Annotated in this window: 25 protein-coding genes and 1 tRNA gene; 19 read left to right on the top strand and 7 right to left on the bottom strand. The window is 61.6% G+C overall.

Translation table 11 applies throughout. The features are described 5' to 3' along the window. Positions 1 to 74: 74 nt before the first annotated feature. The 3 genes from DVK01_RS00560 to artA all read left to right on the top strand — a co-directional run bounded on the left by DVK01_RS00560 (position 75) and on the right by artA (position 7273). Positions 75 to 2846 carry a BGTF surface domain-containing protein gene (locus tag DVK01_RS00560; RefSeq protein ID WP_101350456.1) on the top strand — a complete coding sequence of 924 codons (2772 nt, stop codon included), beginning with the start codon at positions 75 to 77 and terminating at the stop codon, positions 2844 to 2846. A 515-nt stretch (positions 2847 to 3361) separates the two neighbouring features. After that, entirely contained in the window at positions 3362 to 6124 is a 2763-nt protein-coding gene (locus DVK01_RS00555) for a BGTF surface domain-containing protein (RefSeq protein WP_121535094.1), read from the top strand. A 147-nt stretch (positions 6125 to 6271) separates the two neighbouring features. Further along, on the top strand, positions 6272 to 7273 hold the full coding sequence (gene artA, locus DVK01_RS00550) for an archaeosortase A (RefSeq protein WP_101350454.1): 1002 nt from the start codon (positions 6272 to 6274) through the stop codon (positions 7271 to 7273). A gap of 24 nt (positions 7274 to 7297) precedes the next feature. Here artA and dph5 read toward each other — a convergent pair whose 3' ends face one another. Next, a complete protein-coding gene (gene dph5 / locus DVK01_RS00545) occupies positions 7298 to 8077 on the bottom strand; it encodes a diphthine synthase (RefSeq protein ID WP_121513075.1) in 780 nt (259 codons plus the stop codon). Between the two features lie 75 nt (positions 8078 to 8152). On the opposite strand from dph5, the gene DVK01_RS00540 reads away from it, so the two are divergent. The 11 genes from DVK01_RS00540 (at position 8153) to DVK01_RS00490 (ending at position 17129) form a co-directional block, all read left to right on the top strand. Beyond that, positions 8153 to 9133, top strand: a complete 981-nt coding sequence (locus tag DVK01_RS00540) for a class I SAM-dependent methyltransferase family protein (protein WP_121535093.1) — start codon at positions 8153 to 8155, stop codon at positions 9131 to 9133. A 46-nt stretch (positions 9134 to 9179) separates the two neighbouring features. Then, positions 9180 to 9431, top strand: coding sequence for a hypothetical protein (locus tag DVK01_RS00535; RefSeq protein WP_101350451.1), 252 nt, complete (start codon positions 9180 to 9182; stop codon positions 9429 to 9431). 61 nt (positions 9432 to 9492) lie between these two features. Next, the gene (locus DVK01_RS00530; protein ID WP_121535092.1) at positions 9493 to 11040 is read left to right on the top strand and encodes a DASS family sodium-coupled anion symporter; all 1548 of its coding nucleotides are present in this window, start codon (positions 9493 to 9495) and stop codon (positions 11038 to 11040) included. 143 nt (positions 11041 to 11183) lie between these two features. After that, a complete protein-coding gene (locus DVK01_RS00525; protein ID WP_121513078.1) occupies positions 11184 to 12494 on the top strand; it encodes an amino acid ABC transporter substrate-binding protein in 1311 nt (436 codons plus the stop codon). A gap of 5 nt (positions 12495 to 12499) precedes the next feature. Further along, complete coding sequence (locus DVK01_RS00520; protein WP_101350448.1) at positions 12500 to 13387, top strand: branched-chain amino acid ABC transporter permease; 888 nt, start codon at positions 12500 to 12502, stop codon at positions 13385 to 13387. Continuing rightward, a complete protein-coding gene (locus DVK01_RS00515; RefSeq protein ID WP_121535091.1) occupies positions 13384 to 14448 on the top strand; it encodes a branched-chain amino acid ABC transporter permease in 1065 nt (354 codons plus the stop codon). The genes DVK01_RS00520 and DVK01_RS00515 overlap by 4 nt, the downstream gene beginning before the upstream one ends. Continuing rightward, entirely contained in the window at positions 14441 to 15226 is a 786-nt protein-coding gene (locus DVK01_RS00510; RefSeq protein WP_101350446.1) for an ABC transporter ATP-binding protein, read from the top strand. Before DVK01_RS00515 ends, DVK01_RS00510 begins: the two co-directional genes overlap by 8 nt. 2 nt (positions 15227 to 15228) lie before the next feature. After that, positions 15229 to 15978, top strand: a complete 750-nt coding sequence (locus tag DVK01_RS00505; protein ID WP_101350445.1) for an ABC transporter ATP-binding protein — start codon at positions 15229 to 15231, stop codon at positions 15976 to 15978. A 3-nt stretch (positions 15979 to 15981) separates the two neighbouring features. Beyond that, the gene (locus DVK01_RS00500; protein ID WP_101350444.1) at positions 15982 to 16395 is read left to right on the top strand and encodes a universal stress protein; all 414 of its coding nucleotides are present in this window, start codon (positions 15982 to 15984) and stop codon (positions 16393 to 16395) included. A gap of 78 nt (positions 16396 to 16473) precedes the next feature. Next, a tRNA-Thr gene (locus tag DVK01_RS00495) sits at positions 16474 to 16547 on the top strand. A 276-nt stretch (positions 16548 to 16823) separates the two neighbouring features. Continuing rightward, the gene (locus DVK01_RS00490) at positions 16824 to 17129 is read left to right on the top strand and encodes a hypothetical protein (RefSeq protein ID WP_121535090.1); all 306 of its coding nucleotides are present in this window, start codon (positions 16824 to 16826) and stop codon (positions 17127 to 17129) included. Positions 17130 to 17180: 51 nt separating this feature from the next. Here the strand turns inward: DVK01_RS00490 and DVK01_RS00485 are convergent, their stop codons facing one another. From DVK01_RS00485 to DVK01_RS00470, 4 genes are all read right to left on the bottom strand, one after another. Next, positions 17181 to 18221: an NAD(P)-dependent alcohol dehydrogenase gene (locus DVK01_RS00485; RefSeq protein ID WP_101350442.1), complete on the bottom strand. Its 1041-nt coding sequence runs from the start codon at positions 18219 to 18221 to the stop codon at positions 17181 to 17183. Positions 18222 to 18371: 150 nt separating this feature from the next. Further along, the gene (locus DVK01_RS00480) at positions 18372 to 19007 is read right to left on the bottom strand and encodes a PGF-CTERM sorting domain-containing protein (protein WP_101350441.1); all 636 of its coding nucleotides are present in this window, start codon (positions 19005 to 19007) and stop codon (positions 18372 to 18374) included. Positions 19008 to 19061: 54 nt separating this feature from the next. After that, positions 19062 to 19304, bottom strand: coding sequence for a flagella cluster protein (locus tag DVK01_RS00475; RefSeq protein WP_101350440.1), 243 nt, complete (start codon positions 19302 to 19304; stop codon positions 19062 to 19064). A 42-nt stretch (positions 19305 to 19346) separates the two neighbouring features. Further along, a complete protein-coding gene (locus DVK01_RS00470) occupies positions 19347 to 20210 on the bottom strand; it encodes a heme-copper oxidase subunit III (RefSeq protein ID WP_101350439.1) in 864 nt (287 codons plus the stop codon). Between the two features lie 166 nt (positions 20211 to 20376). On the opposite strand from DVK01_RS00470, the gene DVK01_RS00465 reads away from it, so the two are divergent. The 3 genes from DVK01_RS00465 to DVK01_RS00455 all read left to right on the top strand — a co-directional run bounded on the left by DVK01_RS00465 (position 20377) and on the right by DVK01_RS00455 (position 22395). After that, complete coding sequence (locus DVK01_RS00465) at positions 20377 to 21723, top strand: hypothetical protein (protein WP_121535089.1); 1347 nt, start codon at positions 20377 to 20379, stop codon at positions 21721 to 21723. Continuing rightward, positions 21720 to 22031, top strand: coding sequence for a C2H2-type zinc finger protein (locus tag DVK01_RS00460; RefSeq protein ID WP_101350437.1), 312 nt, complete (start codon positions 21720 to 21722; stop codon positions 22029 to 22031). Before DVK01_RS00465 ends, DVK01_RS00460 begins: the two co-directional genes overlap by 4 nt. A gap of 79 nt (positions 22032 to 22110) precedes the next feature. Next, the gene (locus tag DVK01_RS00455) at positions 22111 to 22395 is read left to right on the top strand and encodes a DNA-directed RNA polymerase subunit L (RefSeq protein ID WP_005538371.1); all 285 of its coding nucleotides are present in this window, start codon (positions 22111 to 22113) and stop codon (positions 22393 to 22395) included. Between the two features lie 2 nt (positions 22396 to 22397). Here the strand turns inward: DVK01_RS00455 and DVK01_RS00450 are convergent, their stop codons facing one another. Both DVK01_RS00450 and hisF read right to left on the bottom strand, forming a co-directional pair. Then, positions 22398 to 23246 carry a hypothetical protein gene (locus DVK01_RS00450; RefSeq protein ID WP_121535088.1) on the bottom strand — a complete coding sequence of 283 codons (849 nt, stop codon included), beginning with the start codon at positions 23244 to 23246 and terminating at the stop codon, positions 22398 to 22400. A 296-nt stretch (positions 23247 to 23542) separates the two neighbouring features. Next, positions 23543 to 24358: an imidazole glycerol phosphate synthase subunit HisF gene (gene hisF / locus DVK01_RS00445; protein ID WP_121535087.1), complete on the bottom strand. Its 816-nt coding sequence runs from the start codon at positions 24356 to 24358 to the stop codon at positions 23543 to 23545. A gap of 116 nt (positions 24359 to 24474) precedes the next feature. On the opposite strand from hisF, the gene DVK01_RS00440 reads away from it, so the two are divergent. Together DVK01_RS00440 and DVK01_RS00435 are read left to right on the top strand one after the other, a co-directional pair. After that, positions 24475 to 24666 (top strand): hypothetical protein, encoded by a 192-nt coding sequence (locus tag DVK01_RS00440; protein ID WP_101350434.1) that lies wholly within the window; start codon positions 24475 to 24477, stop codon positions 24664 to 24666. A gap of 94 nt (positions 24667 to 24760) precedes the next feature. After that, a complete protein-coding gene (locus DVK01_RS00435) occupies positions 24761 to 25972 on the top strand; it encodes an FIST signal transduction protein (protein WP_121535086.1) in 1212 nt (403 codons plus the stop codon).

Raw genomic sequence — 25972 nt, 5'->3', positions numbered from 1 at the left:
CTACACGCGATTGCGGTGATTGCGTTCCGACCAGGTGGAAAACTGCTGGGGTCGCCCGATAGCAAACACAAACTATGACAGGAAACTCAGACAAGATCCGCAGCCTGTTCCTGACGGCGCTGATGGTCTTCTCGGTATTTGCCGGGACCATCGCGTTCTCCGGTGGCGCAGCCGCCGCCGCAAACGTCAGCGTCGAGCAGGCAGCAGAATACGATAGCGGCACAGTTGAACTGGCACTTAATGGATCGACCGGCAGCGCAGTCCCAAGAGGGAACATCGATGTCTACATTGACGGGAACGAGAACCCCGGTAATTACAATGTTTCCTCTGTCGATGGGACTGACGACGGGACGACTGGACGTCTTGAGTTCAGTCTCGATCAGGACGTTCAGCCGAACCGGAATCTGACTGTCAAGGTCACCGGTCTCAGTGGCGGTGACGGAACCGTCGTCGCTCAGGATATCGACGTGACATCCGAGACAATCACGACGACTGGGACAAACGATACGGACATCAACGCCTTCCGCGGTGAAGTGATTGCCGTTGAAAACACCTCTGCAGACAACGTTAACAACGGCCCATCCATCGAGGTTGATGCAGACAGCGTCGTTCTGTCCGACTCGTACACTGACAACAGTGAAGTCTACACCGTTGACACCAGTGACCTCGACACTGGCGAGGATTACACGATCAGTGTCAACAATAATGAGGAAGCGGTCGTCACAGTCAGCGACCTCAGTCTGGAAGTGAACATCGACGATGATGTCGGCGACGGTGCCAACATCGACGACACAGACACGCTGGCTGTCAACGTCTCCACGAACCGTGGTGGCGAGCCAGCCAACGCAACGCTGTTCAACGAAGACGACGACAAGGTTGCCACAATTGTCAAAAACCTCCAAGGTAACGAAAATGTCGTGTTCGACTTCGGCAACCAGAGCGCCGACGACAGTCCGTACTACGTCAAGGTGACGGACAACCAGACCGGCGTCTCCGCGGAATCCGACCAGATCAACGTCTCCGAGTCCGACGACGGTGACGCAAGCTTCGAAACCTCAACTGTACAGGATGAGATTGGTGATGTCAGCAACATCACGGTCCAGATGTCCAACACCGAGGACGCCGTGATTAACGTTGGTAGCCAGGAAGACGACAACTACTACATCCAAGGTCAGCTGACCGACGAAGATGGTGACGGCGAAGTCACTGTTCAGTTCAACAGCTACACCGCTGGGACTAACAACAACAACACGGTTCTCAGTGTCCCCGGTGACGACGACCTCGATGATGTCGAAGAGGGTGGTAGCTTTACCGGAAGCAGAGCAGCCCTCGATGAGGACGTGCTTGAAGCCGGTTCCTACTCGATGAATGTGACTGCAGGGACGTCCCCAGATGTCACCAGCCCTGATAATGTTGGAACGCTCCGACTTAACGAGAACTCAGTCGAGAATATGCGGACTTGGGTTGCACCGAGTGACGCGGATATCGACGACGAGGATATCGACATCTACGATCGCATCGGTGAGAACCTCACGCGGTCCGACGATGTCGCAGCTGAGGATCTCGTCGTCCACGAAATCGAAGCATCCGGTATCGAAGGTGCCCTCGAATACGAGCAGGAAGATAACGGATCTTCCGACGTGACTGAGGCGTTCATCGCCGCTGCCGACACTACGCCGGATCGTATCAATGATGACTCGAGTGCGTCCGGCCTCCGACTCTACGTCAACCGGACCGATGTCGGTGCGAACGCGGATGAAGATCCCGTCAACTTCACGAACAGCAGTGATGCCGTGACTGTTGTCGACGACCCGGACAACAACACCTACTTCGTTGCTCTCGACACCAGTGATGTTGAGTTCGAGTCTGGTAACACGATTACCGGCGAAGAGGACACGGCACTCAACGCGACCTTCTCCGTTCAGGAAGGGCCGTTGAGCGACGATAGCACATCCGAAAGCGCACTCTACACAACGTCCGAACGCAACGCGGAGTTGAACCTCGACGAGGACGGCTTCGTTACTGTTGGAGCCGCGGCCGGACAGACCGTGAGCGGCGATACGAATGTCGCTCCTGGCTCCGAGCTTGAGGTCGAAATGGAGTCTGAAAGTGAGGCAAATCCATTCGTCCTCCGTCCGGAAGCAACTGTCGGTCCAAACGGCACGTACACTGCCACGGCTGACTTCAGCGAATACTCCGCCGGCACGAACTTCACCGTCCAGACGCTCGACGTCGATGGTGACTCTGACTTCAGCGACGAGGAAGACGGCCGCATCGTCGAAGCCGACACGGCCACCGTGAGCATCAGTGACCAGGAATCCGACGGAAGCGAAGTCGTCGTCGACAGCGCGCAGCTGTCTAGCGGTGGGTTCATTGTCATCCACGACGGCTCACTGCTTGACGGCGATGTCGAAGGTAGCGTTATCGGGAACTCCGAATATCTCGAAGCCGGTACCTACAATGACATCACGGTCACGCTCGACGAGCCAATGGACGAGAACTTCACGGCCATCGCGATGCCGCACCTCGACACCAACGGCAACGAAGCGTATGACTTCCCGGGTGCTGACGGTCCGTACACCTCGAACGGCTCTGCCGTGACGGACAGTGCGAACGTGACCGTCTCAGCCGAGGAACCGGAGGACACGCCTGAGGACACGCCTGAGGACACGCCTGAGGACACGCCTGAGGACACGCCTGAGGACACGCCTGAGGACACGCCTGAGGACACGCCGATGGACACTGAAACCGAGACCACTGCAGCGGAAGGCCCTGGCTTCACCGCAGCTATCGCGCTCATCGCGCTGGTCGCTGCTGCGCTCCTCGCTGTCCGACGCGACAACTAACCGGAACACCCCCGGTCCCTGAACACCGTTCTTTCTTCCGCGCGCACGTGGGCAGTGCCAACAGTCTCATACAGCGTCACCGATTCGCGGCCCGGTTCCCGATTCGGGATTGTGCCTTCGCTTCCATGCAGCTAATTGCCGACTGTCAGTCGTGACTGGGTATAGTCGGACGCTGGCGCTCTCTTCGAAATGAACTCCGAGTGAGACACACCGGTCTGTGGCGCTCTTCAGACAACTGCCTCAGCCGGCGTGGATCCTTTCTAATTATCTAACAGGTCAACGGAAATACCATATCAGGTGTAAATATATGTTCAAAAACATTATTCGCTGATGACTACTTGTAGTATACTTACCAGCTTTATTCCACAAAGCATTTACCACACTTCGGGCAATGTACCGATACCCCTACCCATGACGCCAGAAGTGAGTACGCCGGTTCGGTCTATGCGGGGCCTCGGTGGCCGCGTTCCGACCAGGTGGAAAACTGCTGGGGTCGCCCGATAGCAAACACAAACATGACAGATACAAGCGAAAAAATCCGCAGTCTGTTCCTGACGGCGCTGATGGTCTTCTCGGTATTTGCCGGGACCATCGCGTTCTCCGGTGGCGCAGCCGCCGCCGCGAACGTCAGCGTCGAGCAGGCAGCAGAATACGATAGCGGCACAGTTGAACTGGCACTTAATGGATCGACCGGCAGCGCAGTCTCTGCCACTGACATCGATGTCTACCTCGACGGGAACAAGAACCCGAGCAACTACGGCATCACCAGCGTCGGTGCTGACGGGCAGAACGGACGTCTCGCGTTCAGTCTTGCTCAGGACGTTCAGCCGAACCGGAACCTGACTGTCAAGGTCAGCAACCTCACCGGTGGCGACAACACAATCGTCGCTGAGGACATTGATGTGACGTCCGAGACGATTAAGGCGTCTGGTTCAAACGATACGGACATCAACGCCTTCCGCGGCGAAGTGATTGCCATTGAAGACACCGACGCAGACGCCACTAACAACGGCCCATCCATCGAGGTTGATGCAGACAGCGTCGTTCTGTCCGACTCGTACACTGACAACAGTGAAGTCTACACCGTTGACACCAGTGACTTCGACACTGGCGAGGATTACACGATCAGTGTCGACAATACTGAGGAAGCGGTCGTCACAGTCAGCGACCTCAGTCTGGAAGTGAACATCGACGATGATGTCGGCGACGGTGCCAACATCGACGACACAGACACGCTGGCTGTCAACGTCTCCACGAACCGTGGTGGCGAGCCGGCCAACGCAACGCTGTTCAACGAAGACGACGACAAGGTTGACACAATTGTCAAAAACCTCCAAGGTAACGAAAATGTCGTGTTCGACTTCGGCAACCAGAGCGCCGACGACAGTCCGTACTACGTCAAGGTGACGGACAACCAGACCGGCGTCTCCGCGGAATCCGACCAGATCAACGTCTCCGAGTCCGACGACGGTGAGGCAAGCTTCGAAACCGGAACCGTTCAGGACGAGCTCGGCGATGTCGCCAACATCACGGTCCAGATGTCCAACACCGAGGACGCCGTGATTAACGTTGGTAGCCAGGAAGACGACAACTACTACATCCAAGGTCAGCTGACCGACGAAGATGGTGACGGCGAAGTCACTGTTCAGTTCAACAGCTACACCGCTGGGACCCATGGAACCAACACGGTTCTCAGTGTCCCTGGTGACGACGACCTTGATGAGGTCGAAGAGGGTGGCAGCTTCAACCGAGGAACGCTCTCGGACGACGCACTTGAAGCCGGCTCCTACTCGATCAACGTGACTGCAGGGACTTCCCCTGACGTCACCAGCCCCGACGCAGTCGGGACGCTTCGCCTCAACGAGAACTCCGTTGAAAGCATCAATACGTGGGCCGCCCCGAGCGACGCAGAGATCGACGATGACGATGTCGATATCTACGACCGCATCGGCGTGAACCTCACCGAGTCCGACGACCTCGCAGCCGAGGACGTTGTCGTCCACGAGATTCAGGCCTCCGGTATCGAGGGTGCACTCGAATACGAGCAGGAAGACGGAAGCGCGTCTGACGCAACCGAAGCGTTCATTGACGCGACCGACACCACGCCGGACCGCATCAACAGCACTGATACGACGGACTCCGGCCTCCGACTCTACGTCAACCGAACCGATGTCGGTGCGAACGCTGAGGAACAGCCGATTGACTTCTCGAACAGCAGTGGCGCCGTAACTGTTGTCGACGACCCGGACAACAACACCTACTTCGTCGCTGTTGATACCAGCGACGTTGCGTTCGAAAACGGCAAGACGATCGTTGGCGAAGAGGACACGCGCCTCAACGCGACCTTCTCCGTCCGAGAGGGTCCGCTGACCGACGACCGCAACAGTGACAGTGCGATCTACACCACGTCTGAGCGCGACGCGACGCTGAACCTTGACGACAGCGGTGTTGTCACGGTCTCGGCCGCGGCCGGGCAGGAAGTGACTGGTACGACGAACGTCGCCCCCGGCTCCGAACTCGAAGTTGAGATGGAGTCTGAAAGCGAGGCGAACCCGTTCGTCCTCCGCCCGGAAACTGATGTCGCACCTGATGGCACGTACACTGCCACGGCTGACTTCAGCGAATACTCCGCCGGCACGAACTTCACCGTCCAGACGCTCGACGTCGATGGTGGCTCTGACTTCAGCGACGAGGAAGACGGCCGCATCGTCGAAGCCGACACGGCCACCGTGAGCATCAGTGACCAGGAATCCGACGGAAGCGAAGTCGTCGTCGACAGCGCGCAGCTGTCCGAGGGTGGCTTCATCGTGATTCACGACAGCACTCTCCTTGACGGCGAGGTCGAGGGTAGCGTTGTCGGGAACTCGGAGTACCTCGAGGCAGGCAGCCACGAGGACATCACGATCACGCTCGACGAGCCGATGGACGAGGACTTCACGGCCATCGCGATGCCGCACCTCGACACCAACGGCAACGAAGCGTACGACTTCCCGGGCGCTGACGGTCCATACACCGCCAACGGCTCCGCCGTCACGGACAGTGCGAACGTGACCGTCTCAGCCGAGGAAGAGCAGACCGAAGCGCCGGACACGGAAACCGAAACCGAAGCGCCGGACACGGAAACCGAAACCGAGGAGCAGACTGAGGAGGCCACCACCATGGACTCCGGAACCGAAGAAGCTGAGACCACCGCCGCGGAAGGTCCCGGCTTCACGGCAGCTATCGCGCTCATCGCGCTCGTCGCTGCTGCGCTCCTCGCCGTCCGACGCGACAACTAACCGGAACACCTCCGGTCCCTGAACACCGTTCTTTCTTTCGTGCGCTACGCCGGTAGCGACAGCGCTACCGATAGGTCGGTCTGACGACACTACCGCACAGTAGCGCAACGACAAAACATATACGCCGGTTTGGCTAACGTACGAGCAATGAGTGAGACAGTCCTGCAGGCAGGCGTCGACATCGCTGGACTGTCGTTCGACCCGGTCACAGTTTCGGAACCGCTGATGTGGCTCGTTCTTGCGGCGTTTCTGGGAAGCGTGGCCGTTGCGCAGTATGATACGCGACTGGCTCGCCCCGTTGGCACGGCCGGCTGGGTTTTATTCGCGGCGTACTGGCTCGTCCTGGCCCCGCATTTCATACTGATACAGAAAAGCGTCGTCGAGGGACTGGGAAGCGTCATGGCCGTCCCACTGTCGCTGTACACCGGCTATTTACTCTGGAACGGCCGGGAGTCGTTGCTGGTATTGACCCGTGCCATCGGTATCATGGGGGTCATCTACGTGCCCTTTCTCACTATCGGGCCGCTCCGCCAGACAATCATCGAGATCGTCACTGATCAGGTCGCCTTCCTGATGACGCTCATCGGGTACGACCCGATGGTAGTCGACGGGCTTTCGTACAACGGCATCGACATCGCGTCGAAGCAGTACCCTTACGAAAACACGTTCTGGTTCGACAGGAACGAGCGGCCGATAACGTACACTATTATTCTGGCCTGTACAGGTATCGGCAGCATCTCCATCTTCGCCGGCGGCATACTGGCAGTCAAGGCACCGTGGCGGCGGAAGCTCCGCGTGCTGGTCGGGGCCGTCGGTATCATTTATCTCTTGAATCTCCTTCGGAACCTCGGGATCGCCCTGGCCTTTGGCCTCCAGAAGGCGCAGTTCTTCCCGGGAACGGTCATGACGCTGTTTGGCCTCAGTGACCCACAGCTCGTGTCCTACTACATCGTCGACCGGATGGTGGCGCAGTTCGGCTCCGTCATCGTCCTCGTCGGGCTGACGTGGGTACTGATGCGGGAGCTACCGGAACTCACGGTTATCGTCGAGGACCTTCTGTTTCTCGTGACCGGAACAGAGTACGACCTCGGAACGGCGTTCGAAAAGGACCGGTCGGAGTCGAGCCCCGCAGCGCCCGGTGACGACTGAACCGCGCCGCGGGACCGACACTCGCTATTCTAGCGCTGCACCAGCGATTGACTCCAGTGCATCCGCCTCAAGCGGATGAAGTGACCCGGGGATGACAAGCAAATGTAGCGGGTCGCCAAACGTCTGTGTAGCGAGTTCGTCGAGCGTAGCAGCAACCACCAGTGGTTCAGGACTACCGGCTCTGGCCACGACAACGCCGTGCGTGTCCGGGAATGGCTCCGACAGCATGGCGGCGGCCTGGCTTGCGGTCATGTACGTGTCGTCGCTGTCGTCCCAGTGGGGGTCGTCGACCTTGATATCGAGGTAGACCAGCGTATGGAGGTCCCGGTCCTGATTGTCCTCGATGGTAGCAACGACGCTATCCGGAACGCCGTCACCGCCGTGGGCGTCTTCGAAGGGGAGCGTTGTGGCCTTCCCGAAGCGGTAGTTCTGCAGGCCGGTCAGCGAACCGGCGGCAGTCTGGGCGGTCGTGCCGTGGACGATTCGGGTCTGGATACCGCGGTTCTCGGCACGGAGTCGGAGATCAGTGTGTGTCGTTGAGACCATCGTATCCCCGGCGGTACAGAAGACGACGCTTTCGCGCTCAGCGGCTTCGAGAATCGGCTCGGGGTCCTGCTCGATACCGGCACGGTCGCGGAGTTCGATACTCGTCTCCAGCGCGTCTTCCAGCGTTTCGAGATCAGTGCCGATCAGCCGGCTCGTGTAGAACTCGGCGAACACCCGGTCGGCGTCCCGGATGGCGTCGCGGCCTGCGACCGTGACAGAGCGCTCGTCATAGAGGCCCAGTCCGACGAAAGTGAGCATATCCGGAGTGGGTCGCCGCCGGGCATAAAGGGCGCGAAGCGTCAGGCTTACCGCCCACGGTCGGGGAAGAGACGTATGGGCGTTCCCTGCGTTCGCGTTCCCCGCGAGGCCGGCGAAGAGACGCGCCAGCGCCTCGCCGAGGCAAACCTCGTCGACGACGGCTACGATATCACGGTCGTCGACGGCCAGCTATACGTTCCTGTCACCGACCCCACAGCGGTGCCGTCGGACCTGGCCGTCGTGGAGGCAGACCCGCCGGTCCGCGAGGGCCAGACGATGCCGGCGGATGCCCTCGGCTTCGATCCGAGCTACGAACGCATCGGCGACGTCGCGATTGTCGACGAGGACGACGGCGAGCGGGCGCGGGCGATTGCCGACGCGATTATGAAGTCGGACCTCCCCGTGCGAGCGGTGCTGAATCGCGCATCGAAAATCAAGGGCGAACAGCGGGTCCGCGACTGGGACGTACTCGCTGGTGAGGGGACGGAAGTCACTCACCGGGAGTACGGCTGTACGTTCGACCTCGACCTCGCCGAAGTGTACTTCTCGCCGCGGCTGGCGACAGAGCGCCATCGTGTTACCAAGCAGGTCAGTGCGGGAGAGCGAGCCTTCGACATGTTCGCCGGTGTCGGTCCGTTCGTGATTCCGTTCGCCAAACGCGAGGCGACCTGTGTCGGGACCGACATCAACGAGACGGCGATCAAGTACCTCCGGGCAAACACAGAGCAAAACGGCGTCTCCGACCGCGTGACCGGTATCTGTGGCGACGTACGCGAGGTTGCCGGCGAGTACGAGGGCTGGGCCGACCGCGTCGTGATGAACCTGCCCCACAGCGCTGATGAGTTTCTTGAGACCGCCGTCTGTCTGGCGGCCGACGAGTGCGTTCTGCATTACTACGACATTCAGCACGAGGACGACCTGTTCGGTCCCGGCGAGCGAGTGATCCGGGCGGCTGCGGAGCCGACGTACGACGTGACGGTCGAAACGCGCCACACTGTTCGGTCGTATGCCCCGAAAGAACACAACGTCGTTCTCGACGTTCGGCTGACACGCTAAGACGAACAGTTATGTTCATTCGTCTGATGGTGGGGAATAGTAGCAGATGGAGGTGAGCGAGGGTGACGATATCGACATCCACGACATCTCGCCGACAGCGTGGCGGCTCCTCCGCGTCGCGGCGGGGTTCGGCCAGCGGGAGGTCGAGGTGGAAATCGACGATATCATGCAGGCTCACATCTCGATGCTGGAGAACAACAACCGGAGCCTCTCGGAGCAACGACTCGAAGTGTTGTTCGATCTGTACCAGTCGGAGCTGACTACCGAGCAGGTGCGCGTGCTGGTTTCGAACTTCTAACCATGACCGAAGGGATATCCAACGGACGCCGAGACGCGGTGACTAACCAGCGGGGCTTGCCATGACCTGGTCGGGTCGAACGCGACCGCGACGAACGGCGGCGGCGATTGCCGTCGCGCTCGCCTCGACAGCTGTGATAGCCGCGGTCCCGACGCCGTCCGGACTCGATATCGCCGCCCAGTATGCACTGGCGACGATGGCCTTCGCGGCGATTCTCTGGGTGACCGACGCGCTGCCGCTCCCGGTAACGGCGCTGCTGATACCGGTGTTACTGACGGTGTTCGGCATCTACACCGAGATGGAGGCCGCACTCTCGGGGTTTGCCGACCCGCTCATCTACCTGTTCGTGGCCGGCTTCATGCTCGCGAAGGCGCTCCAGACTCACAACATCGACCGTCGCATCGCCCTGCACCTCATTAGCTGGATGGGGCGCTCGCCACGACTGCTCATTCTGGCAATCATGGTTGCGACGGCGTTTCTCTCAATGTGGGTGTCGAACACGGCGACGACGGCGATGATGACGCCCGTCGCACTGGGTGTGCTTGCCGAGGTTGTCGGTCGAGATGTTCCCGACGGCGAGACATCGAACATGCGGGTCGCGACCTTGCTCGGCACGGCCTACGCGGCGAGCGTCGGCGGGGTTGGGACCCTCATCGGGACACCGCCAAATGTCGTCGCCGTGGCGTTTCTCGACAGGCTCATCGGTGTCGAGATATCGTTCGTGCAGTGGCTGGCCATCGGGCTTCCGATCGTCGTGTTGACCCTCCCACTGACGTGGTACGTTCTGACGTTCTGGCTCTACCCGCCGGAAGTCGAGGACGTGAGTGGAGCGAACGCGCAGGCGAAAGCGTATCTTGCGGAGGAGGGGCCGCTATCGACGGGCGGTCGCCGCGCAGCATACATCTTTGCAGCCACGGCGGCCCTGTGGATCCTCGGTGGGCTTGGGTTCCTGTTCGAAGGCATTCTTCCCGACCCGGTGTTCGTGACACTGTTCGGCGGCGCAGGCGACACTGTGTTCGGTCTGACGGGACATCGCGGCGTCCTGTATCTCGTGGTGGTCGGACTGCTCGCGATTCCGGCACTCGTTCTTTCCGGCGCCGACGACTGGGAGAATCTGGTCGATATCGACTGGGGGACGATTATCCTGTTCGGTGGCGGCATCTCACTGGCAGATGCACTGGCCGAAACCGAGGCGACGACGTGGCTGGCACGGACTGTCTTCGATACTCTAGTCGGCGCACCGCTGGTCCTCGTCGTGCTTGCTGTCGTCGTCTTCACCGTGCTGGTGACGGAACTGTCTTCAAATACGGCGACGACAACGATACTCGCTCCGATCCTCATCGGCCTCGGGAGCGTGCTCGCCGGAACACTCGGCGTTGAGCCGGTGCAGGCTGCGATCACGCTGACGGTTACCGGAGCTATCGCGGCGAGCTTCGCGTTCGCACTCCCCGTCGCGACGCCGCCGAACGCCATTGTCTTCGGCAGCGGCCACCTAAAGCAGCGGGATATGATACGGGCCGGTGTCGTGCTGAACGTCCTGATGACGCTCGTGTTGACAGGGCTCGTCCTCGTTTCCTTCGCGGTCTTCTGGCCGCATATACTCTGGTAGGCCGCTCTTCCGCGTGGCTCGCTCTGAGAGGGGTTTTATACGTACAGGTCTGTCTCTGTCGCCGTATCCTTAACATTTAATAGGGTATGTCACAACGGAACGTACAGGCCGTGTATCATTGATACACGGGTGTAAAACGACCTATGACTGGACAACACGACCGACGCGCGTTTCTGAAGGTGGCAGGAAGCACAGGTGTCCTCGGACTGACCGGCCTCGCTGGCTGTTCTGGTGACGGGGGCGACGGCAGTAGCGACGGGGGCGATGGAAGTGGTGGCGGCGACGGCGGTTCCACCGGTGAAAGCGGCAGTGGAACGAACGTCATCACCCTCGGTGGCTCGATGAGTCTCACTGGAGACAACGCCGACCTCGGGCAGTTGTACAAGGACGCGTACGAACTGACCATCCAGCGCATCAACGAGTCCGGCGGCGTCGAGGCCGGCGACGGCAACACGTACGAACTGGAGATGGTGCTCCGGGATGACAGCACCGACGCTTCCCAGTCGAAGTCCATCTATCAGGAACTCATCGACCGCGAAGGGATCGACTACCTGCTCGGACCGTACTCAAGTACGGTCACCCTGCCCGCGAGCGCCGTGGCCGCACAGAACCAGAAGCCGATGGTCGAGGGCGGCGGCGCAAGCCCGGAAATTTTCGCACAGGGCAACGAGTGGATTTTCGGCCTCCTGCCGACGGCGAACAAGTACGCCAAGAGCTACATCGACATGTGCCTCGCACAGGACTCGGCACCGGAGTCTATCGCGATCCTTGCCGAAGACGGCACGTTCAGCCAGTCGACCGCAGAGGGGGCACGGAACAAAATCAGTGACACAGATCTGGAACTGGTCGTCGACCAGACGTTCCCCTCGGACACATCTGACCTCTCGACGAACCTCGGCAGAGTTCGAGACAGCGGCGCTGACATCCTCCTGCTGTGTGCCCACCAGAAGCACAACATTATTCTGGCCAACCAGATGGAGAGTCAGAACGTCAACGTCGACGCGGCGATGGGGACCGTCGGCAGCCTCAACGAATCGTTCAAGAACGAGGCCGGCGCGAACGGTGATTATCTGTACGGGCCGTCCTCGTGGGCCGTCAACGCGAACTTCGACGATCCGGTGTTCGGCAAGACCGGCGACTTCGTCTCGGCTATCGAGGAGAACTACGACTACACGCCGGACTACCACAGCGCGGCCGGCGAGGCAGTCATCCTCACCTATATGAACGCCTTCCAGAACGTCGACGAACTCAACCCGACAGCGGTCCGAGACCACATCCGACAGGCCGAATTCTCGACGGTGTACGGGTCTGTCGCCTTCGATGACAGCGGCGTCATCGACAAGAACATGCTGGTCTATCAGTGGCAGCCTGACCCGGGCCTCCAGATCACGTACCCGGAGAACGTCGCACAGTCGGAACCGATATATCCGATGCCCGACTGGAGCGAGCGCTGAGAGCGATGGCTGCCACCCAGTTCGTCGTCAACGGCCTGCTGGTCGGTGCGCTGTTCGCAGGCGTGGCGGTCGGATTCGCGCTCATCTGGGGCGTCGTCGACATCATCAATCTCGCCCACGGCGAGATGGTGATGCTCGGCGGCTACACCTCTTACTGGGTGCTGACGCTGATTACCGGGAACGCGGAGGGGTCGCCGCTCCTGTTTCTGGCGACCATCCCGGTCGCCATCGCCGTACTGTTCGGAATCGGCTACGCGCTCCAGCGAACGCTGGTCTCGCGCGTCATCGGAACCGACATCTTCCTCACACTGCTGGTGACCTTCGGCGCGAGCATCGCCATCCAGCAACTGGCGATACAGGCGTGGTCGGCGAACCCGCGGTCGATTCAGGTCAGCTTCGCGGACCCGTCGATGACTCTCGCCGGTATTGTCGTCCCGAAGATGAAACTTGTCGCCTTCGCCGGCGCGCTCGTCCTCACTGCGCTCATGTACGTGTTCCTCCAGAAAACACGGACCGGACGAGCGATACGGGCCGTCTCACAGAACCCCGAGGCCGCGGCGCTGGTCGGCATCGACGTCGAGCACACCCGCGCGGTGACCTTCGGCGTCTCATCGGCTATCGCCGGCGGTATCGGCGCGTTCATCGCCGTCATTCTGAACATCCAGCCGCAGATGGGGCTCATCTACACGCTCAAGAGCTTTATCATCGTGGTCTTTGGCGGCGTCGGAAGCATCCCCGGCGCGCTCATCGGCGGCCTGTTGCTCGGCTCGGTCGAGGAACTGGTCGCCGGCTTCGCGTCCTCGCAGTGGACGCTCGCAGTGAGCTTCTCGCTGCTCATCGTCTTGCTCATTCTCAAACCGAAGGGCCTGTTCGGCCAGGAGGCTGACCAATGAGCACGACTGACGAGGAGTCTGGCGGCGTCCTCCGGTCGATTCTTCCGCCGGAGCAAGTCGACCGGTTCCTCGGGACCTGTGACGACTACGGCTGGCCGCTTCTCGGTCTTGGAGCACTGGTTGCAGCCTCGTTCCCTCTCCTCGGCCTCGAAGGCGGGTACTACATGACAGTGCTCACTGAGATGTTCCTGTTTGCCATCCTGGCGCTCTCCTGGGACATCGTCGGCGGACAGACCGGGTATCCGAGTTTCGGGAATATGGCCTTCTTCGGGATCGGCGCGTACGCGACGGCCATCCTGACGAAGGACTTCGCCCTCGCGTTCCCGGTCGCGTTCCTGCTGGCCGGCTTGCTCGCCGTCACCTTCGCAGCTATCATCGGCATCGTCGTGCTTCGGCTCCGTGGCCACTACTTTGCCATTGCGACGCTGGGCGTCCTGCTGGTCGCGCAACAGGTCTCCCGCATCCTCGATATCACCGGTGGCGCCAGCGGGAAGATACTGCTGGAGACGCCGTCAGCTGAGACCTTCTACTACCTGTTCCTCGGCGTTCTCGTCGTCGAGATGGGGCTCGTCTACTACCTCTCGGGGACGCGCTTTGGCTTCGTGCTGAACGCCATCCGCGACGACGAGGAAAAGGCCACGGCGATGGGGTTCAATACCACCTACTACAAGACAGCCGCGTGGATGCTGGCCGGCCTGTTCACGGGCTTTGCCGGGGCCGCGTACAGCCTGTTCAACACGTTCATCGACCCCCAGACCGCCTACAACGGCGCGTGGAACGTGGAGCTCATCGCGATGGCGCTGCTGGGCGGGTCCGGCACCGTTGCCGGCCCCGTCATCGGCGCGTTCGGCCTCCACACCATCATCGAACTCGTGGAGACGTACGCCGTCGGGTGGCAGCTCGTCTTGCTCGGTGGGGCCGTCATCATCACTGTTATCGGCTTCCCCAAGGGGGTCGTCGGAACGCTCAGCGAATACGCGAGCCAGATGGACTACTACAAGCACGGCGGCATGGCCGCCACAGATACTGACGACGGATCGGAGGTGAGTGCCGATGAGTAAAGCGACGAGCGGCCCGGTGACCGACACGGACAGCGACCGTGCGGTGTTACAGACGGACGGCGTCACGAAGCGCTTCGGCGGGCTGACCGCCGTCGACGACGTGGACATCGCAATCCACAGCGGCGAAATCGTCGGCCTCATCGGGCCGAACGGCGCGGGCAAGTCCACGCTGTTCAACTGCATCACCGGCACGCTGACGCCCGACGAGGGCCGGGTCTACCTGCAGGGCGAGGACGTGACGGACTGGCCCGAACACAAAATCGCGCGGGCCGGCCTGGGCCGGATGTTCCAGGAAACCCGCATCTTCGGGGACATGACCGTCCGCGAGAACCTGCTGCTTGCGGCACAGGAGGGCGGCGCTGACGTCTCAAGCCTCATGCGTCGCCCCGACAGTTCGCTGCTCGCCCGGACGGACGAATTGCTGGACTACGTCGACCTCGGCGGGCTGGCCGAGACCCGCGCCGGGCGGATGAGCTTCGGCCAGCAGAAGCTACTCGAGTTCGCGATGGAGCTGATGTCGGAACCGGAGATCCTGCTGATGGACGAACCGGCCGGTGGCATCAACCCCTCGATGCTTGGGAATCTCATCGACTACATCCGCAGTGCCAACGAGGAACAGGAGTCGACCATCTTCCTCATCGAACACAACATGGACTTCGTCATGGACATCGCCGACCGCATCTACGTCCTGGCCCACGGCGAACGTATCGCTGAGGGGACGCCCCAAGAGATACAGAACGACCAGCGCGTGCTCGACGCGTACCTCGGGAGGGAGTAAGTATGGCATCCACACCAGACGCCACGGGCGACTCGACCGGGGAGCCGGTGCTTCGGATGGAGAACGTCACAGCCGGCTACGGCAACACGACGGTGTTACACGACGTGAGCATCGCTGTCGAGGACGAACAGGTCGCCTGTCTCATCGGTCCGAACGGCTCGGGGAAGTCCACGCTGATGAAGAGCATCTACGGCTTCGCGGATGTCCAGACCGGGACAGTATCGTTTCGGGGCGAAGACATCACTGGCCGGTCGCCACAGCAGAACCTCAGCAACGGGATGAGCTACGTGCTGCAAGATGCCAGCGTCTTCCCGGGGATGAGCGTCCACGAGAACATGCTGATGGGCGGGTACGTGTTCAACGACGACGACCGCGCCGCCGCCCGTGCCGAGGAACTGTACGCGGAGTTCCCGGTGCTCGCCGACCTCCGGAGCCAGTCTGCCGGCACCCTCTCGGGCGGCCAGCGTCGCCTGCTGGAACTGGCCCGCGCGCTAATGGTTGAACCGGACGTGATGATGCTCGATGAGCCGTCTATCGGACTCGAACCGCGGTTTATCGACGACGTGTTCGAGCGCATCAAGCAGCTCAACGACCTCGGGACGACCATCCTGCTCGTCGAACAGAACGCCGAAAAGGGGCTCTCTATCGCCGACCGGGGCTTCGTGCTCGCAAGCGGCGAAATCAAGTTCACCGGCACGGGGACCGAACTGCTTAACGACGAGGAAGTCGGACGCTTGTATCTAGGAGGGTAAAACATGTACACGATACTTGTCCCAGTCGATGCCGATGAAGACCGCGCTCGTGGCCAGGCCGCCTTCGTCGCGGAGCTACCGTCTGCCGAGACCGAGATCAAGGCCGTAATCACACATGCACTGACCAAGGAAGAGGCGGAAGCGCCCGAGGAGATACGCAACGTCGAGCGGATCTCGACAGTCAGGCTCGTACGCGACTATCTCGAGGACCACGATGTCGATGTCCAGCTAGCTGAGGGCCAGCAGCCGCCGGCTGACGGCATCATCGACCTAGCCGAGGAGTTCGACGTCGACCAGATCGTCATGGGGTCCAGAAAGCGGTCACCGACCGGCAAGGCCGTGTTCGGGAGCGTCTCCCAGCAGGTCCTGCTTGAGGCGGACGACCCGGTCACCGTCGTCGGGTCCCGAGCTGAGTGAGAACGTCTCTCTCGGTGGCCCCGATTCGCAATCCTTATTGCGGTTATGCGTCCAACAACTGATGTACGCGAGCGACGCGCCGGTGTAGCTCAGACTGGCAGAGCGAATCCTTCGTAAGGATTAGGCCGAGGGTTCAAATCCCTCCACCGGCTTTCCGCTTTTGAATGTTGGTTTACGGGTTAGCCGTGTATTCTACCGAAGGCGGTTTGTCGACAGTTACAGGAACTGTGTCACTGTTCCGACGGTGCTCCGCAAGCTAATATAAAAATGAACCTCAGCAGTGATGCGATACGGCAACGGACTGCCGGGCGGAATTTCTAGCCGTAAACGATGGTCACACAGCACGAATTACTGGCGGAGACTGCGGTGTGCCCGCGAGACCGGCACGACGGACGCACGTGCGGACAGTCAGATGGAGTGTGGTTCTGATGGATTTCCGAAACGCCTGGCACCGCGACACCGACGAAGACGTCTGTTGCATCGCCTGCGGTGAAACGGTCGCCCGGTCGGACGCCCGAGAGTATGATAAGTACGGGGACCGCTGGAACCGCGACGGCAAGTCCTTCGAATATCTGTGCAAGCCCTGCTACCAAGAGTACTGTCACTTCGGCCGGGCCGGGCTGGAAGACCGACTCGAAGCGGCCGGTGCCGGGACCGTGAGTCGAGACACGTTTCTCAGACGCTATCATGATCTGGCCGAGGACACAGAGCAGACCCGCGCCGACGGTCACTGAGCCGGACGGTGGGTCCTCCGCCCGGCGATGGGATACCGTCTCGGAAACGGTTCAGGGCGTTATAACCGCTCTCCCGTCGATATCCCGGTTTTCCAGCATCTGTGCGACGGTGTTCACCTCGCTGAGGTCGTACTGGGTCGTGTGGAGGGTAACCGCGCCGCGGTCGACGAGTGCGACCAGTTCCTGCAGCTCGGTGTACTGACCGACGATGTTTCCCTGATAAGCGAATTCGCCGTTGACGAGCGCCTGCGCGGGCTCGTGGATATGGCCGCCGTAGCCGATGATGTGGTGGTCGCCGCCGGCGGCACAGATATCGGGCGCGAGCGCCGTCGTCTCATCGGCCCCGACGAAATCAAGGACTTGTGCGGCACCGACGCCATCGCTGATGGCTTCGACCTCGGCGGCAACGTCTTCGCTTTCTGGGTTGATGGTGTAGTGTGCACCGAGGTCGGCGGCGAGGTCGCGAGCGGACTGCTTGATGTCGACGGCGACGAGGTCGGCGGCACACATGGCGTCGAGGCACTGGAGGCCGATGTGACCGAGGCCGCCGATGCCGATAACGACCGCTGTGTCGCCGGGATTGAGTCCGTCGACGGCCTTCTTCGCCGCGTGATAGGCCGTGATACCGGCGTCGGCGTGCGGGGCGATGTCAGCCGGGTCGACGCCATCGGGGAGCGGGATGACCGACCGGTCGCTGGTCAGTAACTGGTCGGCGAAGCCGCCGTCGGTCGTCAGTCCGTTGAACGCGTCGTTCTCGCAGTACATGGTCTCACCTTGCCGGCACGGTCGGCAGGTCCCACAGGTCTGGACCGGGTGGCAGATGACTTTGTCGCCTTCCGAGACGATGTCGACGTCGTCGCCCGTTTCGACGACTGTGCCGGCGTTCTCGTGGCCCAGCGTCATCGGGAGGTCCTGCGGGACGTACTGCTCCCACATTCCCTCGATGATGTGATTGTCAGTCTGGCACCAGCCGGCTCCGTCGACTTCGACGATGACATCATCTCCGGCTGCGACCTGTGGCGCACCTACGTCGTCTATCGAGAGCCCGTTCGACATGTCGTGCGTGTACTCGTGGAGTCTGGCTGCGCGCATCGTCCTGTCTCCGGACGAAACGACAATAAACCCATATTATAAAACATCGTATATATTGGCTGTATCGTTGTCCACCCGTCTGGAAGAGTGTCGGGCAGTCGGTCGGCGTTGCGTCCGAATATAAAAACAGCGGTGCGGAGACGCAGCTACTCAGTCCCGACTGGCAAGCAGCGCGGCCCCCAGCAGTGCCACGACGGCGACGGGAATTCCCATACCGGGACCGAAGGCCGACGAGGGCGCGGGGCTGGTCGCGCGGATTGGGTCCTCGACCGGCTCATCAGCCGCGTACTCCCAGACAGCGGTCTCGTTTTGAACGATATCAGCGTTCGAAGACGAGATGTCGGCGGGCATCGTCAGCCGGTACTCGACTGCGACGCCGTCGCCGAAGGCCACATCAGTATCCTCGTTCGCAGTGACGAACGTCCGGTCTTCGAACGTGACGTTGCCCCCGCTCGCGTTGACCGACACATCGCTTTCCGGGCCGGGGTTCCAGTCCGTGAATGTCATCGAGAGCGTGACGTTCTCACCCTCCAGTTCTTGTTCGTACGTGTAGTTCGACATTCGACTGGTGTTCACGTCGGCCAGAAGATATCCTTCGACCGAGTCATAGCCTTCCTGCTGGGCCTGATTCTGAAGCCCGTCGTACACTGACGGGGACATTTCGAGGGTCAGGTCGTACTCCGAAACTGTGCCGTCGGCGGCCACAGTCGAGTCAACCGTCGCCGTCACACAGCCGGATAGCACGACGAGGGCAGCGAGGCCGATTGCGGGGATAATCCGATGCATACCTCACCGAATCGGATGCGGTGGAATAAGCCTTGTTACCGAAGTCGGTCCGGCTCAATGTGTCAGGACCAGCAGCTGGTCATCAGTCCGGACCAGACAGAAGGGCGACCCGGGGTTTCCGAAGGTGTTTGTCCGTTTGTCGCTGATAAAGAGCGTCTCGAACTCGTTGCCACAGGCCGGACAGGCGAACCCCTCTCGGTTCGACAGCGTCATCGTACCCCGGTCGTCTTTCAGCAGCTTGAGCCCGTGTCGGTACTCGTGAACGTCAAAGCTCCCGCTGATGTCTAGCCGATCCATACGTGTGAAACGAGCGGCGGCCGTCTAAAACTCGTCGGCGACTTACACCAGGTTCGCGCCCATGTAGAGCACGACGACGAGGAAGATCCAGACGATATCGACGAAGTGCCAGTACATCGACGCCGTCGAGACGGAGGTGTGCCGTTCAGCCGAGTACTGCCCGTAGTACCCGCGGATGAAGACAATACCGAGGAGCACAGCGCCCATCGTGACGTGGAGCCCGTGGAGCCCAGTCAGACCGTAGAACGCGGACCCGTAGATGCCGCCACCGATTGTAAAGCCCTTGTGAACGATGAACTCGTAGTACTCGTAGACCTGTCCGCCGATGAAGACGATGCCCAGTAGCAGCGTCGCGCCCAGCAGCTTCAGGAACCGGCTGCGGTCCCCGTTACGGAGCGCGACGTGACTGAAGTGCAGCGTCACGGAGCTGGCAATCAGAATCAGCGTGTTAATAATCACCAGCGAGCCGAACACTTCGGGCACTGCCGCCTGTGTCCAGACCTCGCCGCCGCGCACAATGAAGTAGTACACGAAGCCAGCGCCGAACGTGGCGATTTCGCTCCCGAGAAACAGGAGCATGGCGAACTTCAGCGTCTTGTCCGAGTGGTAGTCCGTCCCGCGCTCCCAGAAGTCCGAGACGAAGGCGTGGTACAGCCAGCCGTAGATGCCGACGAGGAAGAGGCCGACGCTCCCGGCCATCGCTCCTGCCCCGACAGTCTGGCTGACAAGCGCGTTCTCACCCATCGAGAGCACGAGCAGGGCCGCGCTGACGTAGATGCCCGAACCACCGATCGCCGTCACAAAGGGCCACCAGCTGGCCTCGCCGAACCCGTGGGGCCAGTCCTCCGTCGCCGGGAGGTGGTGGTCCCCGTGCCCGTCGTCCGCGTGTTCATCGGAGACACTCATACTAGGGCCCTTGCGAACGGAATACTAAAAGCCCATCCAATTCCCTGCGGCCTGTGCCACCGCAACCTCGATCCGACGGGTGCCTCGCCGGCATCCCGGAAACTACACGGGGGCGAAGCCCCAACTATCGACGATGACATCTGGGAGGCGTCGCACAGTCGCGCTTGTGGTGTGTGGGCTGGGCTGGCTGGCCGCGACAGGGACGGCGAGCGCACACGGCGGCAGTCTCGCCGGTGGCGGTCGAGAGTCACTGACGATCCCGACGTGGCTCTTTCTGAGTACCGGCGGCGCGGCCGTCGGCGCGTCGTTCCTGCTGGCGTCGTTTGTCACTGACCGCGCGTTCATCGAGCGGATACACGACTGGGGGCGACCGCTGTCGGGTAATTTCGAAGGCATCCTCCGGCTCGCTGGGCAGCTCATCGGGCTTGCCGGACTCGCCGCAGTGTTCGTCGTCGGCTTCATCGGGCCGACGAACGCCCGGACGAATCTCGCAATACTGCTCGTCTGGGTCGGCTGGTGGGCTGGACTGACGATGACAACGTACCTCGTGGGGAACAGCTGGGCGACGCTCAATCCGTTCAAGACCCTCGCTGGGTTCCTCCCGACACTCGACCGCAGCTACCCGGCCCGCGTCGGGTCGTGGCCCGCCGTCGGCGGCCTGCTCGTGCTGGTATGGGTAGAGGTCGTCAGCCCGCTCGCTGACCAGCCCCGACTGCTCGCGTCAGTTGTCGCCGGCTACGCTGTGGTGACACTCGCGGGCGCGCTCGTGTTCGGGCCTGACGACTGGTTCGCTCACGCCGACCCGGTGGAACGGGTGTTCCGCTACTACGGTCGCTTTGCACCCATCGGCCGCGATGAGGACGGACTCCGGCTCCGCCTCCCCGGCATGGACCTCTCGACGCCGCGGCTGGTCGACGGGCCTGACGAGGTCGCCTTCGTGATCGCTTTGCTGTGGGTCACGACCTACGACGGACTGGTCACGACACCGGTCTGGCGGGACCTGACGACGCCACTCGTCGCAGCCGGTGTCCCGCCGCATCTCCTGTATCCGGTCGCGCTCGCTATCGGCTTCACCGGCTTCCTCGGTGTGTACCGACTCGCGGTCCGGCTCTCCCGCGATATGTCGGACACGTATCTGACCCCGGCGGTTCTCGCACGGCGGTTCGCGCCGCCGCTCGTCGCCATCGCCGTCGGCTATCATTTCGCGCATTACCTCGGATACTTCCTCGTCCTCGCACCCTCACTGGCCGTCGCGCTCACGTCGCCGTTTGCGAATCCGGCAGTAGTGCCGACCGTCGACCTGCCGGCGTGGTTCGGCGCGGTCGCGCTCGCGTCGGTCATCGTCGGTCATCTGGTCGCTATCTGGGTGGCCCACGCCGCCGCATACGACCTGTTTCCCGCGCGACTGCAGGCGATTCGGTCGCAGTACCCGTTCATCGCGGTCATGGTGTTTTATACGATGACGAGTCTCTGGGTCGTCTCACAGCCGGAGGTGGCACTCCCACATCTATGACTGACACAGCAACCCAGCCGGTAGCTGATACGGCAGCGACAAGTACCGACGACGAACCAGCCTACGATGTCCCGGCCGACGCCACGGCCCACACGTGTTCGTACTGCGGCCGGCCGTTCGCCCGCGAGTCTTGGCTCGCGCTCCACCGCGGTCTGGCCCACCCTAACGAACTCGGCGACGAGGAGATTGAGGCCTTTCGAGCGGCCCACAGCGAGGAGGAAGAGTCGCTTTCGACGTTCCGACTCCAAGCACTGGGCGCGCTCGTACTCCTCTACTTTGGCTTCCTGATGGTGTACGCACTCGTGTAGTCTCCGGGTGTCACGCTGTCACCGACACAGCGGACGGGAAGCGAAGCGTTGATGGGTCGCAGGTGACCAACAGATGGGTATGGACCTTCGCGTTATCGACAAATCCGACACGGAACTCTCTATCGAAATCGCCGGTGAGGACCACACGTTCATGAACGTCATCAAAGGGGCGCTGCTGGAGACAGAGGGCGTCACGGCGGCGACCTACGACGTGAACCCGGAACAGTCCGGTGGCCAGACGGACCCGGTGCTGACAATCAAGACCGAGGAGGGCGTCGACGCGCTGGAAGCGCTCGAAGACGGAACCGACGCCGTCATCGAGAAGGCAGACAGCTTTACCGACGCGTTCGAAGCCGCCGCGTAATTCTAACAGAGCACGTACGTGACGAACACGCGTTCGTCCGGACCGACGTGGATGTCGAGACCGATCAGTCCGTCCTCCGCTCTCTGAATCCTCTTGCCTCGCTCAATGTAGCTGTCGACGAGCGCGGTCGCCAGTGCCGTCTCGTTCTGGTACTGGCTGAGTGACTGCGGCGTCCGGTCGTAGGCCACCTCGTAGCTGACCACGACTGGGCGCTCACAGGAGGGGGCGAACCGGGAGACCCCTTCGCGCGTCGGCCGCTCGCCGTTGTCGTATCGCGCGTCGACACGGCCCTTGTTGTAGTAGGCTGCGGCGTCGTCTAGGGTCGCGTTCCGCGAGACCGTCCCGCCGCCGACGCCCGACCGCCGGACGTTGTACACGTCGACGTAGGTGCCCTCGACTGCGGCGAGCGAGAGCGAGTCGACGGTGTCGCCGCTTCCGGCGGGGGATGCGATCTGCGGTGGGCCGGCGGGGGTTTCGGCGGCGAAGCCCGGCAGCGTGATGCCGCCGACAGCAGCAAGCACAATGAGGCCGAGCAGCAGTGCCACGGCGGCGTAGCCGAGCACGTACTTCGTTTCGAGCACGTCCAGCCAGCCGGTCTTTATATCATCCAGCGGATCGTCCTCCGGCGGCCCCGTCCGTCGCTCGAAGTTACTCCCGCCACAGCGTTTGCACGGCGGCGAGTTCTTCTGGTGCTGGCGACCGCAGTCCAGACAGACCCATCTGGGGCCGCCCTCGACGACTTCTTCGTTGACTTGCGTCACGGCCTCCTCGAAGGAACCGTGCCCGCAGTTGTCACACGGCGGGTCATTTTCTTCGTGAGGTTTGCCACACCACTCACACCGCCATTTCATTGGTGATGCTCCGTGGTGGGCGGATAAAGCCTGCCCGATGCTAGGCCACGGCGCTGTGACTCTCTGGAGCCGTACCCCCACTGTCGCTCAGCCAGTTGACGCCCCGGGTACGACCTCCCCCACGGACGGATGCTGCCAGCGACTGCCGAATCTGTGCCCGCTAACGCCGACAGCTGATACCGAACGCCGAGACGCGGAAAAAACCGAGGCCATCCGAGACGCCCAGAGAACTGCGTCATACAAAGAAAGAGACAGGTACGGCTATTTACTATTTCGACCCCAGGCCGGGGACGGTGTTACAGTCGGACCGGAATCCCCTTGCCGTCGAGATACTCCTTGGTCTCGGCGATGGAGTACTCGCCGAAGTGGAAGATAGAGGCGGCGAGACCGGCGTCCGCGCCGGCATCGACGAACACTTCTTCCATGTCGGCCGGGCTCCCACAGCCAGAGGAAGCGATAACCGGCGTCGAGACGGTGTCACAGACGGCTTTCATCAGCGGGATGTCGTAGCCATCCTTGGTCCCGTCGGCGTCGATAGAGTTGACGAACAGCTCGCCCGCGCCGCGCTCTTCTGCTTCGGTGGCCCACTCGATGACGTCCAGTCCAGTTCCCTCGCGCCCGCCCTTGACGGTGCATTCGAACCAGCAGGACTCGCCGTCGACCTCTGTGTAGTGCTCGCCGTCGTTGTCAAAGCGCCGCCGGGCGTCGACGGAGATGACGATGCACTGGCTCCCGAAGGCTGCCGCGCCCTCGTTGATGAGGTCCGGTTCGGCGATGGCCCCGGAGTTGATCGATACCTTGTCCGCACCGGCCCGCAGCGTCTCTTTGATGTCGGCGCGCGTCCGGATGCCACCGCCGACGGTCAGCGGGATGAACACCTCGTCGGCCACGGCCGACACTGTATCGAGCATCGTCTCGCGACCCTCGGCGGAGGCGGTGATATCCAGAAAGACGAACTCGTCGGCCCCGGACTCGTTGTAGGCCTTTGCCATCTCGACCGGGTCGCCGGTGTACTCCAGATCCTCGAAGTTGACTCCCGTGTACACTGCCGCGTCACCGTTCTCGTCTACGTCCACGTCGATACAGGGGATGATCCGTTTCGTGAGCGTCATTCGATAGCTGTGGATTCGACACAACGCCGCTTGACCGTTTCGACTGGTGCAAGTGTCTGGCCGATACGCAGTGCCAATCCGACAGCTACACGTACGACGCTCCTGAACCACCGACTATGGCAGACGACCACCACGAGGAGGACCGGCCGGATTACGACCCCGAACACGTCGAACTCCCCGCGCGCGAACCGCCGCTTCGGTCGACGGCCCCACAGAGCGCGTTCACCATGTCGCAGGTCGGCACAGGGCTCGGCGTACTGCTGGTCGGACTGGTTCTCACCTTCGGTCTCGCGCTGGCGCTGGCCTGAGACGGTCGATAAGGCCTCGCCGACCGGCATAAATATCAGATCTGATATTCCTGGGGAGGGGTATATAGGCTTACACGTCAATAACTGTTGTACGATGTCGCCCCAGTCAGACGCACGTACGGCGGTCGCTACGGGAACGTCAGTGGCGACTGCTGGGAAACGCGCTGGCCGGGAGGCGACAAGCACTGCTCGTGACCGGCTTGACGCCGAGCGAGTGGATTTCTGTCAAGTGTTTGCTAGCTCGGAGTTCGATGCTGAAGCCGTTCTGGCGGGCGTGAATGCGCTCGTCGGCGACGAGACAGCCGTTGTCGGCTGTACGGCCAGTGGCACGTTCACCGAGGAGCGAGCGATGGATACCGGCGTGGCCGTCACGCTCGTTACCAGTGATTCGTTCCGGTTCGATACGGCCCTTGCTGCTGGCCTCAGCGACAACACCCGTGGGACTGTCAGAGACGCTGTCCGGTCGCTTCCTGGAAACATCGAAGAACCGTACCAGTCAGCGATCGTTCTCCACGACGGTCTCGCAGGTGTCGGTGAGCAGTTGTCGTTGTCGGTCCAGCGACGGCTCGGCCCCTATGTCGAATTCGCAGGTGGGGCAGCGTCTGACGGTCTCCGGATGGAGTCAACGCCGGTGTTTTGTGATGCGTCGGTTGTCGAGGACGCAGTCGTTCTCGTACTCGTTTCCGGCGAGAAACGTCCGATCATTACTGTCAACCACGGTCACAGCCCCATCTCGGAGCCTTGGGAGGTAACTGATGTCTCCGGAAACGTGGTTCATGAACTCAACGGTGAGCCAGCCTTCGACGTGTGGAAAGACGCCGTCCGAGACCACGTTGCGGAGACGTTAGGGGTCGCGGTCGATGATGTCCCCGTCGGTTCAGCGCAGCTCAGGAAGCTCATGGTCGCATACCTGTTTGGCATCGACCAGGGTGACACCTACAAGATTCGCTGGCCACGGACTGCGATTGAAGAGACTGGCGCACTGCAGTTCGCCGTCGATATTCCGGCGGGGACTGTCCTTCGGATAATGCATGGCGACAGACGGGACCAGATCAGGTCCGCCGAGCAGGCTGCTGTCGACGCTGTCTCGCTGTGCGACGGTAATATCGCCGGCGCGTTCGTCTACGACTGCGCGTGCCGTCAGATTCTCTTCGACGACGCGTTTCCGGCGGCTGTCGACGGTATCACGTCGACCCTGTCGGCTCCAGTCGCTGGGTTTGAGACGTACGGGGAGCTGTGTATGCAGGCCGGACAGCTCAGTGGCTTTCACAACACGACAACGGTGCTTTTCGCACTGCCGGAGTAA

Origin of the sequence: Haloarcula sp. Atlit-120R, from assembly GCF_003665885.1 — an archaeon.
Taxonomy (GTDB): domain Archaea; phylum Halobacteriota; class Halobacteria; order Halobacteriales; family Haloarculaceae; genus Haloarcula; species Haloarcula taiwanensis.
Note: the sequence above shows the minus strand (reverse complement) of the source record. Positions and strands in the feature narration are given on the sequence as shown.

Excerpts from the sequence above, each read along its gene's own strand:
- artA (WP_101350454.1), top strand. The coding sequence starts at position 6,272 with ATGAGTGAGACAGTCCTGCAGGCAGGCGTCGACATCGCTGGACTGTCG.
- DVK01_RS00435 (WP_121535086.1), top strand. The coding sequence starts at position 24,761 with ATGTCGCCCCAGTCAGACGCACGTACGGCGGTCGCTACGGGAACGTCA.
- DVK01_RS00515 (WP_121535091.1), top strand. The coding sequence starts at position 13,384 with ATGAGCACGACTGACGAGGAGTCTGGCGGCGTCCTCCGGTCGATTCTT.
- DVK01_RS00485 (WP_101350442.1), bottom strand. The coding sequence starts at position 18,221 with ATGCGCGCAGCCAGACTCCACGAGTACACGCACGACATGTCGAACGGG.
- DVK01_RS00525 (WP_121513078.1), top strand. The coding sequence starts at position 11,184 with ATGACTGGACAACACGACCGACGCGCGTTTCTGAAGGTGGCAGGAAGC.
- DVK01_RS00500 (WP_101350444.1), top strand. The coding sequence starts at position 15,982 with ATGTACACGATACTTGTCCCAGTCGATGCCGATGAAGACCGCGCTCGT.
- DVK01_RS00475 (WP_101350440.1), bottom strand. The coding sequence starts at position 19,304 with ATGGATCGGCTAGACATCAGCGGGAGCTTTGACGTTCACGAGTACCGA.
- DVK01_RS00460 (WP_101350437.1), top strand. The coding sequence starts at position 21,720 with ATGACTGACACAGCAACCCAGCCGGTAGCTGATACGGCAGCGACAAGT.
- DVK01_RS00450 (WP_121535088.1), bottom strand. The coding sequence starts at position 23,246 with ATGAAATGGCGGTGTGAGTGGTGTGGCAAACCTCACGAAGAAAATGAC.
- DVK01_RS00505 (WP_101350445.1), top strand. The coding sequence starts at position 15,229 with ATGGCATCCACACCAGACGCCACGGGCGACTCGACCGGGGAGCCGGTG.
- DVK01_RS00555 (WP_121535094.1), top strand. The coding sequence starts at position 3,362 with ATGACAGATACAAGCGAAAAAATCCGCAGTCTGTTCCTGACGGCGCTG.
- DVK01_RS00470 (WP_101350439.1), bottom strand. The coding sequence starts at position 20,210 with ATGAGTGTCTCCGATGAACACGCGGACGACGGGCACGGGGACCACCAC.
- DVK01_RS00520 (WP_101350448.1), top strand. The coding sequence starts at position 12,500 with ATGGCTGCCACCCAGTTCGTCGTCAACGGCCTGCTGGTCGGTGCGCTG.
- DVK01_RS00540 (WP_121535093.1), top strand. The coding sequence starts at position 8,153 with ATGGGCGTTCCCTGCGTTCGCGTTCCCCGCGAGGCCGGCGAAGAGACG.
- DVK01_RS00530 (WP_121535092.1), top strand. The coding sequence starts at position 9,493 with ATGACCTGGTCGGGTCGAACGCGACCGCGACGAACGGCGGCGGCGATT.
- DVK01_RS00560 (WP_101350456.1), top strand. The coding sequence starts at position 75 with ATGACAGGAAACTCAGACAAGATCCGCAGCCTGTTCCTGACGGCGCTG.
- hisF (WP_121535087.1), bottom strand. The coding sequence starts at position 24,358 with ATGACGCTCACGAAACGGATCATCCCCTGTATCGACGTGGACGTAGAC.
- dph5 (WP_121513075.1), bottom strand. The coding sequence starts at position 8,077 with ATGCTCACTTTCGTCGGACTGGGCCTCTATGACGAGCGCTCTGTCACG.
- DVK01_RS00510 (WP_101350446.1), top strand. The coding sequence starts at position 14,441 with ATGAGTAAAGCGACGAGCGGCCCGGTGACCGACACGGACAGCGACCGT.
- DVK01_RS00490 (WP_121535090.1), top strand. The coding sequence starts at position 16,824 with ATGGATTTCCGAAACGCCTGGCACCGCGACACCGACGAAGACGTCTGT.
- DVK01_RS00535 (WP_101350451.1), top strand. The coding sequence starts at position 9,180 with ATGGAGGTGAGCGAGGGTGACGATATCGACATCCACGACATCTCGCCG.
- DVK01_RS00440 (WP_101350434.1), top strand. The coding sequence starts at position 24,475 with ATGGCAGACGACCACCACGAGGAGGACCGGCCGGATTACGACCCCGAA.
- DVK01_RS00455 (WP_005538371.1), top strand. The coding sequence starts at position 22,111 with ATGGACCTTCGCGTTATCGACAAATCCGACACGGAACTCTCTATCGAA.
- DVK01_RS00480 (WP_101350441.1), bottom strand. The coding sequence starts at position 19,007 with ATGCATCGGATTATCCCCGCAATCGGCCTCGCTGCCCTCGTCGTGCTA.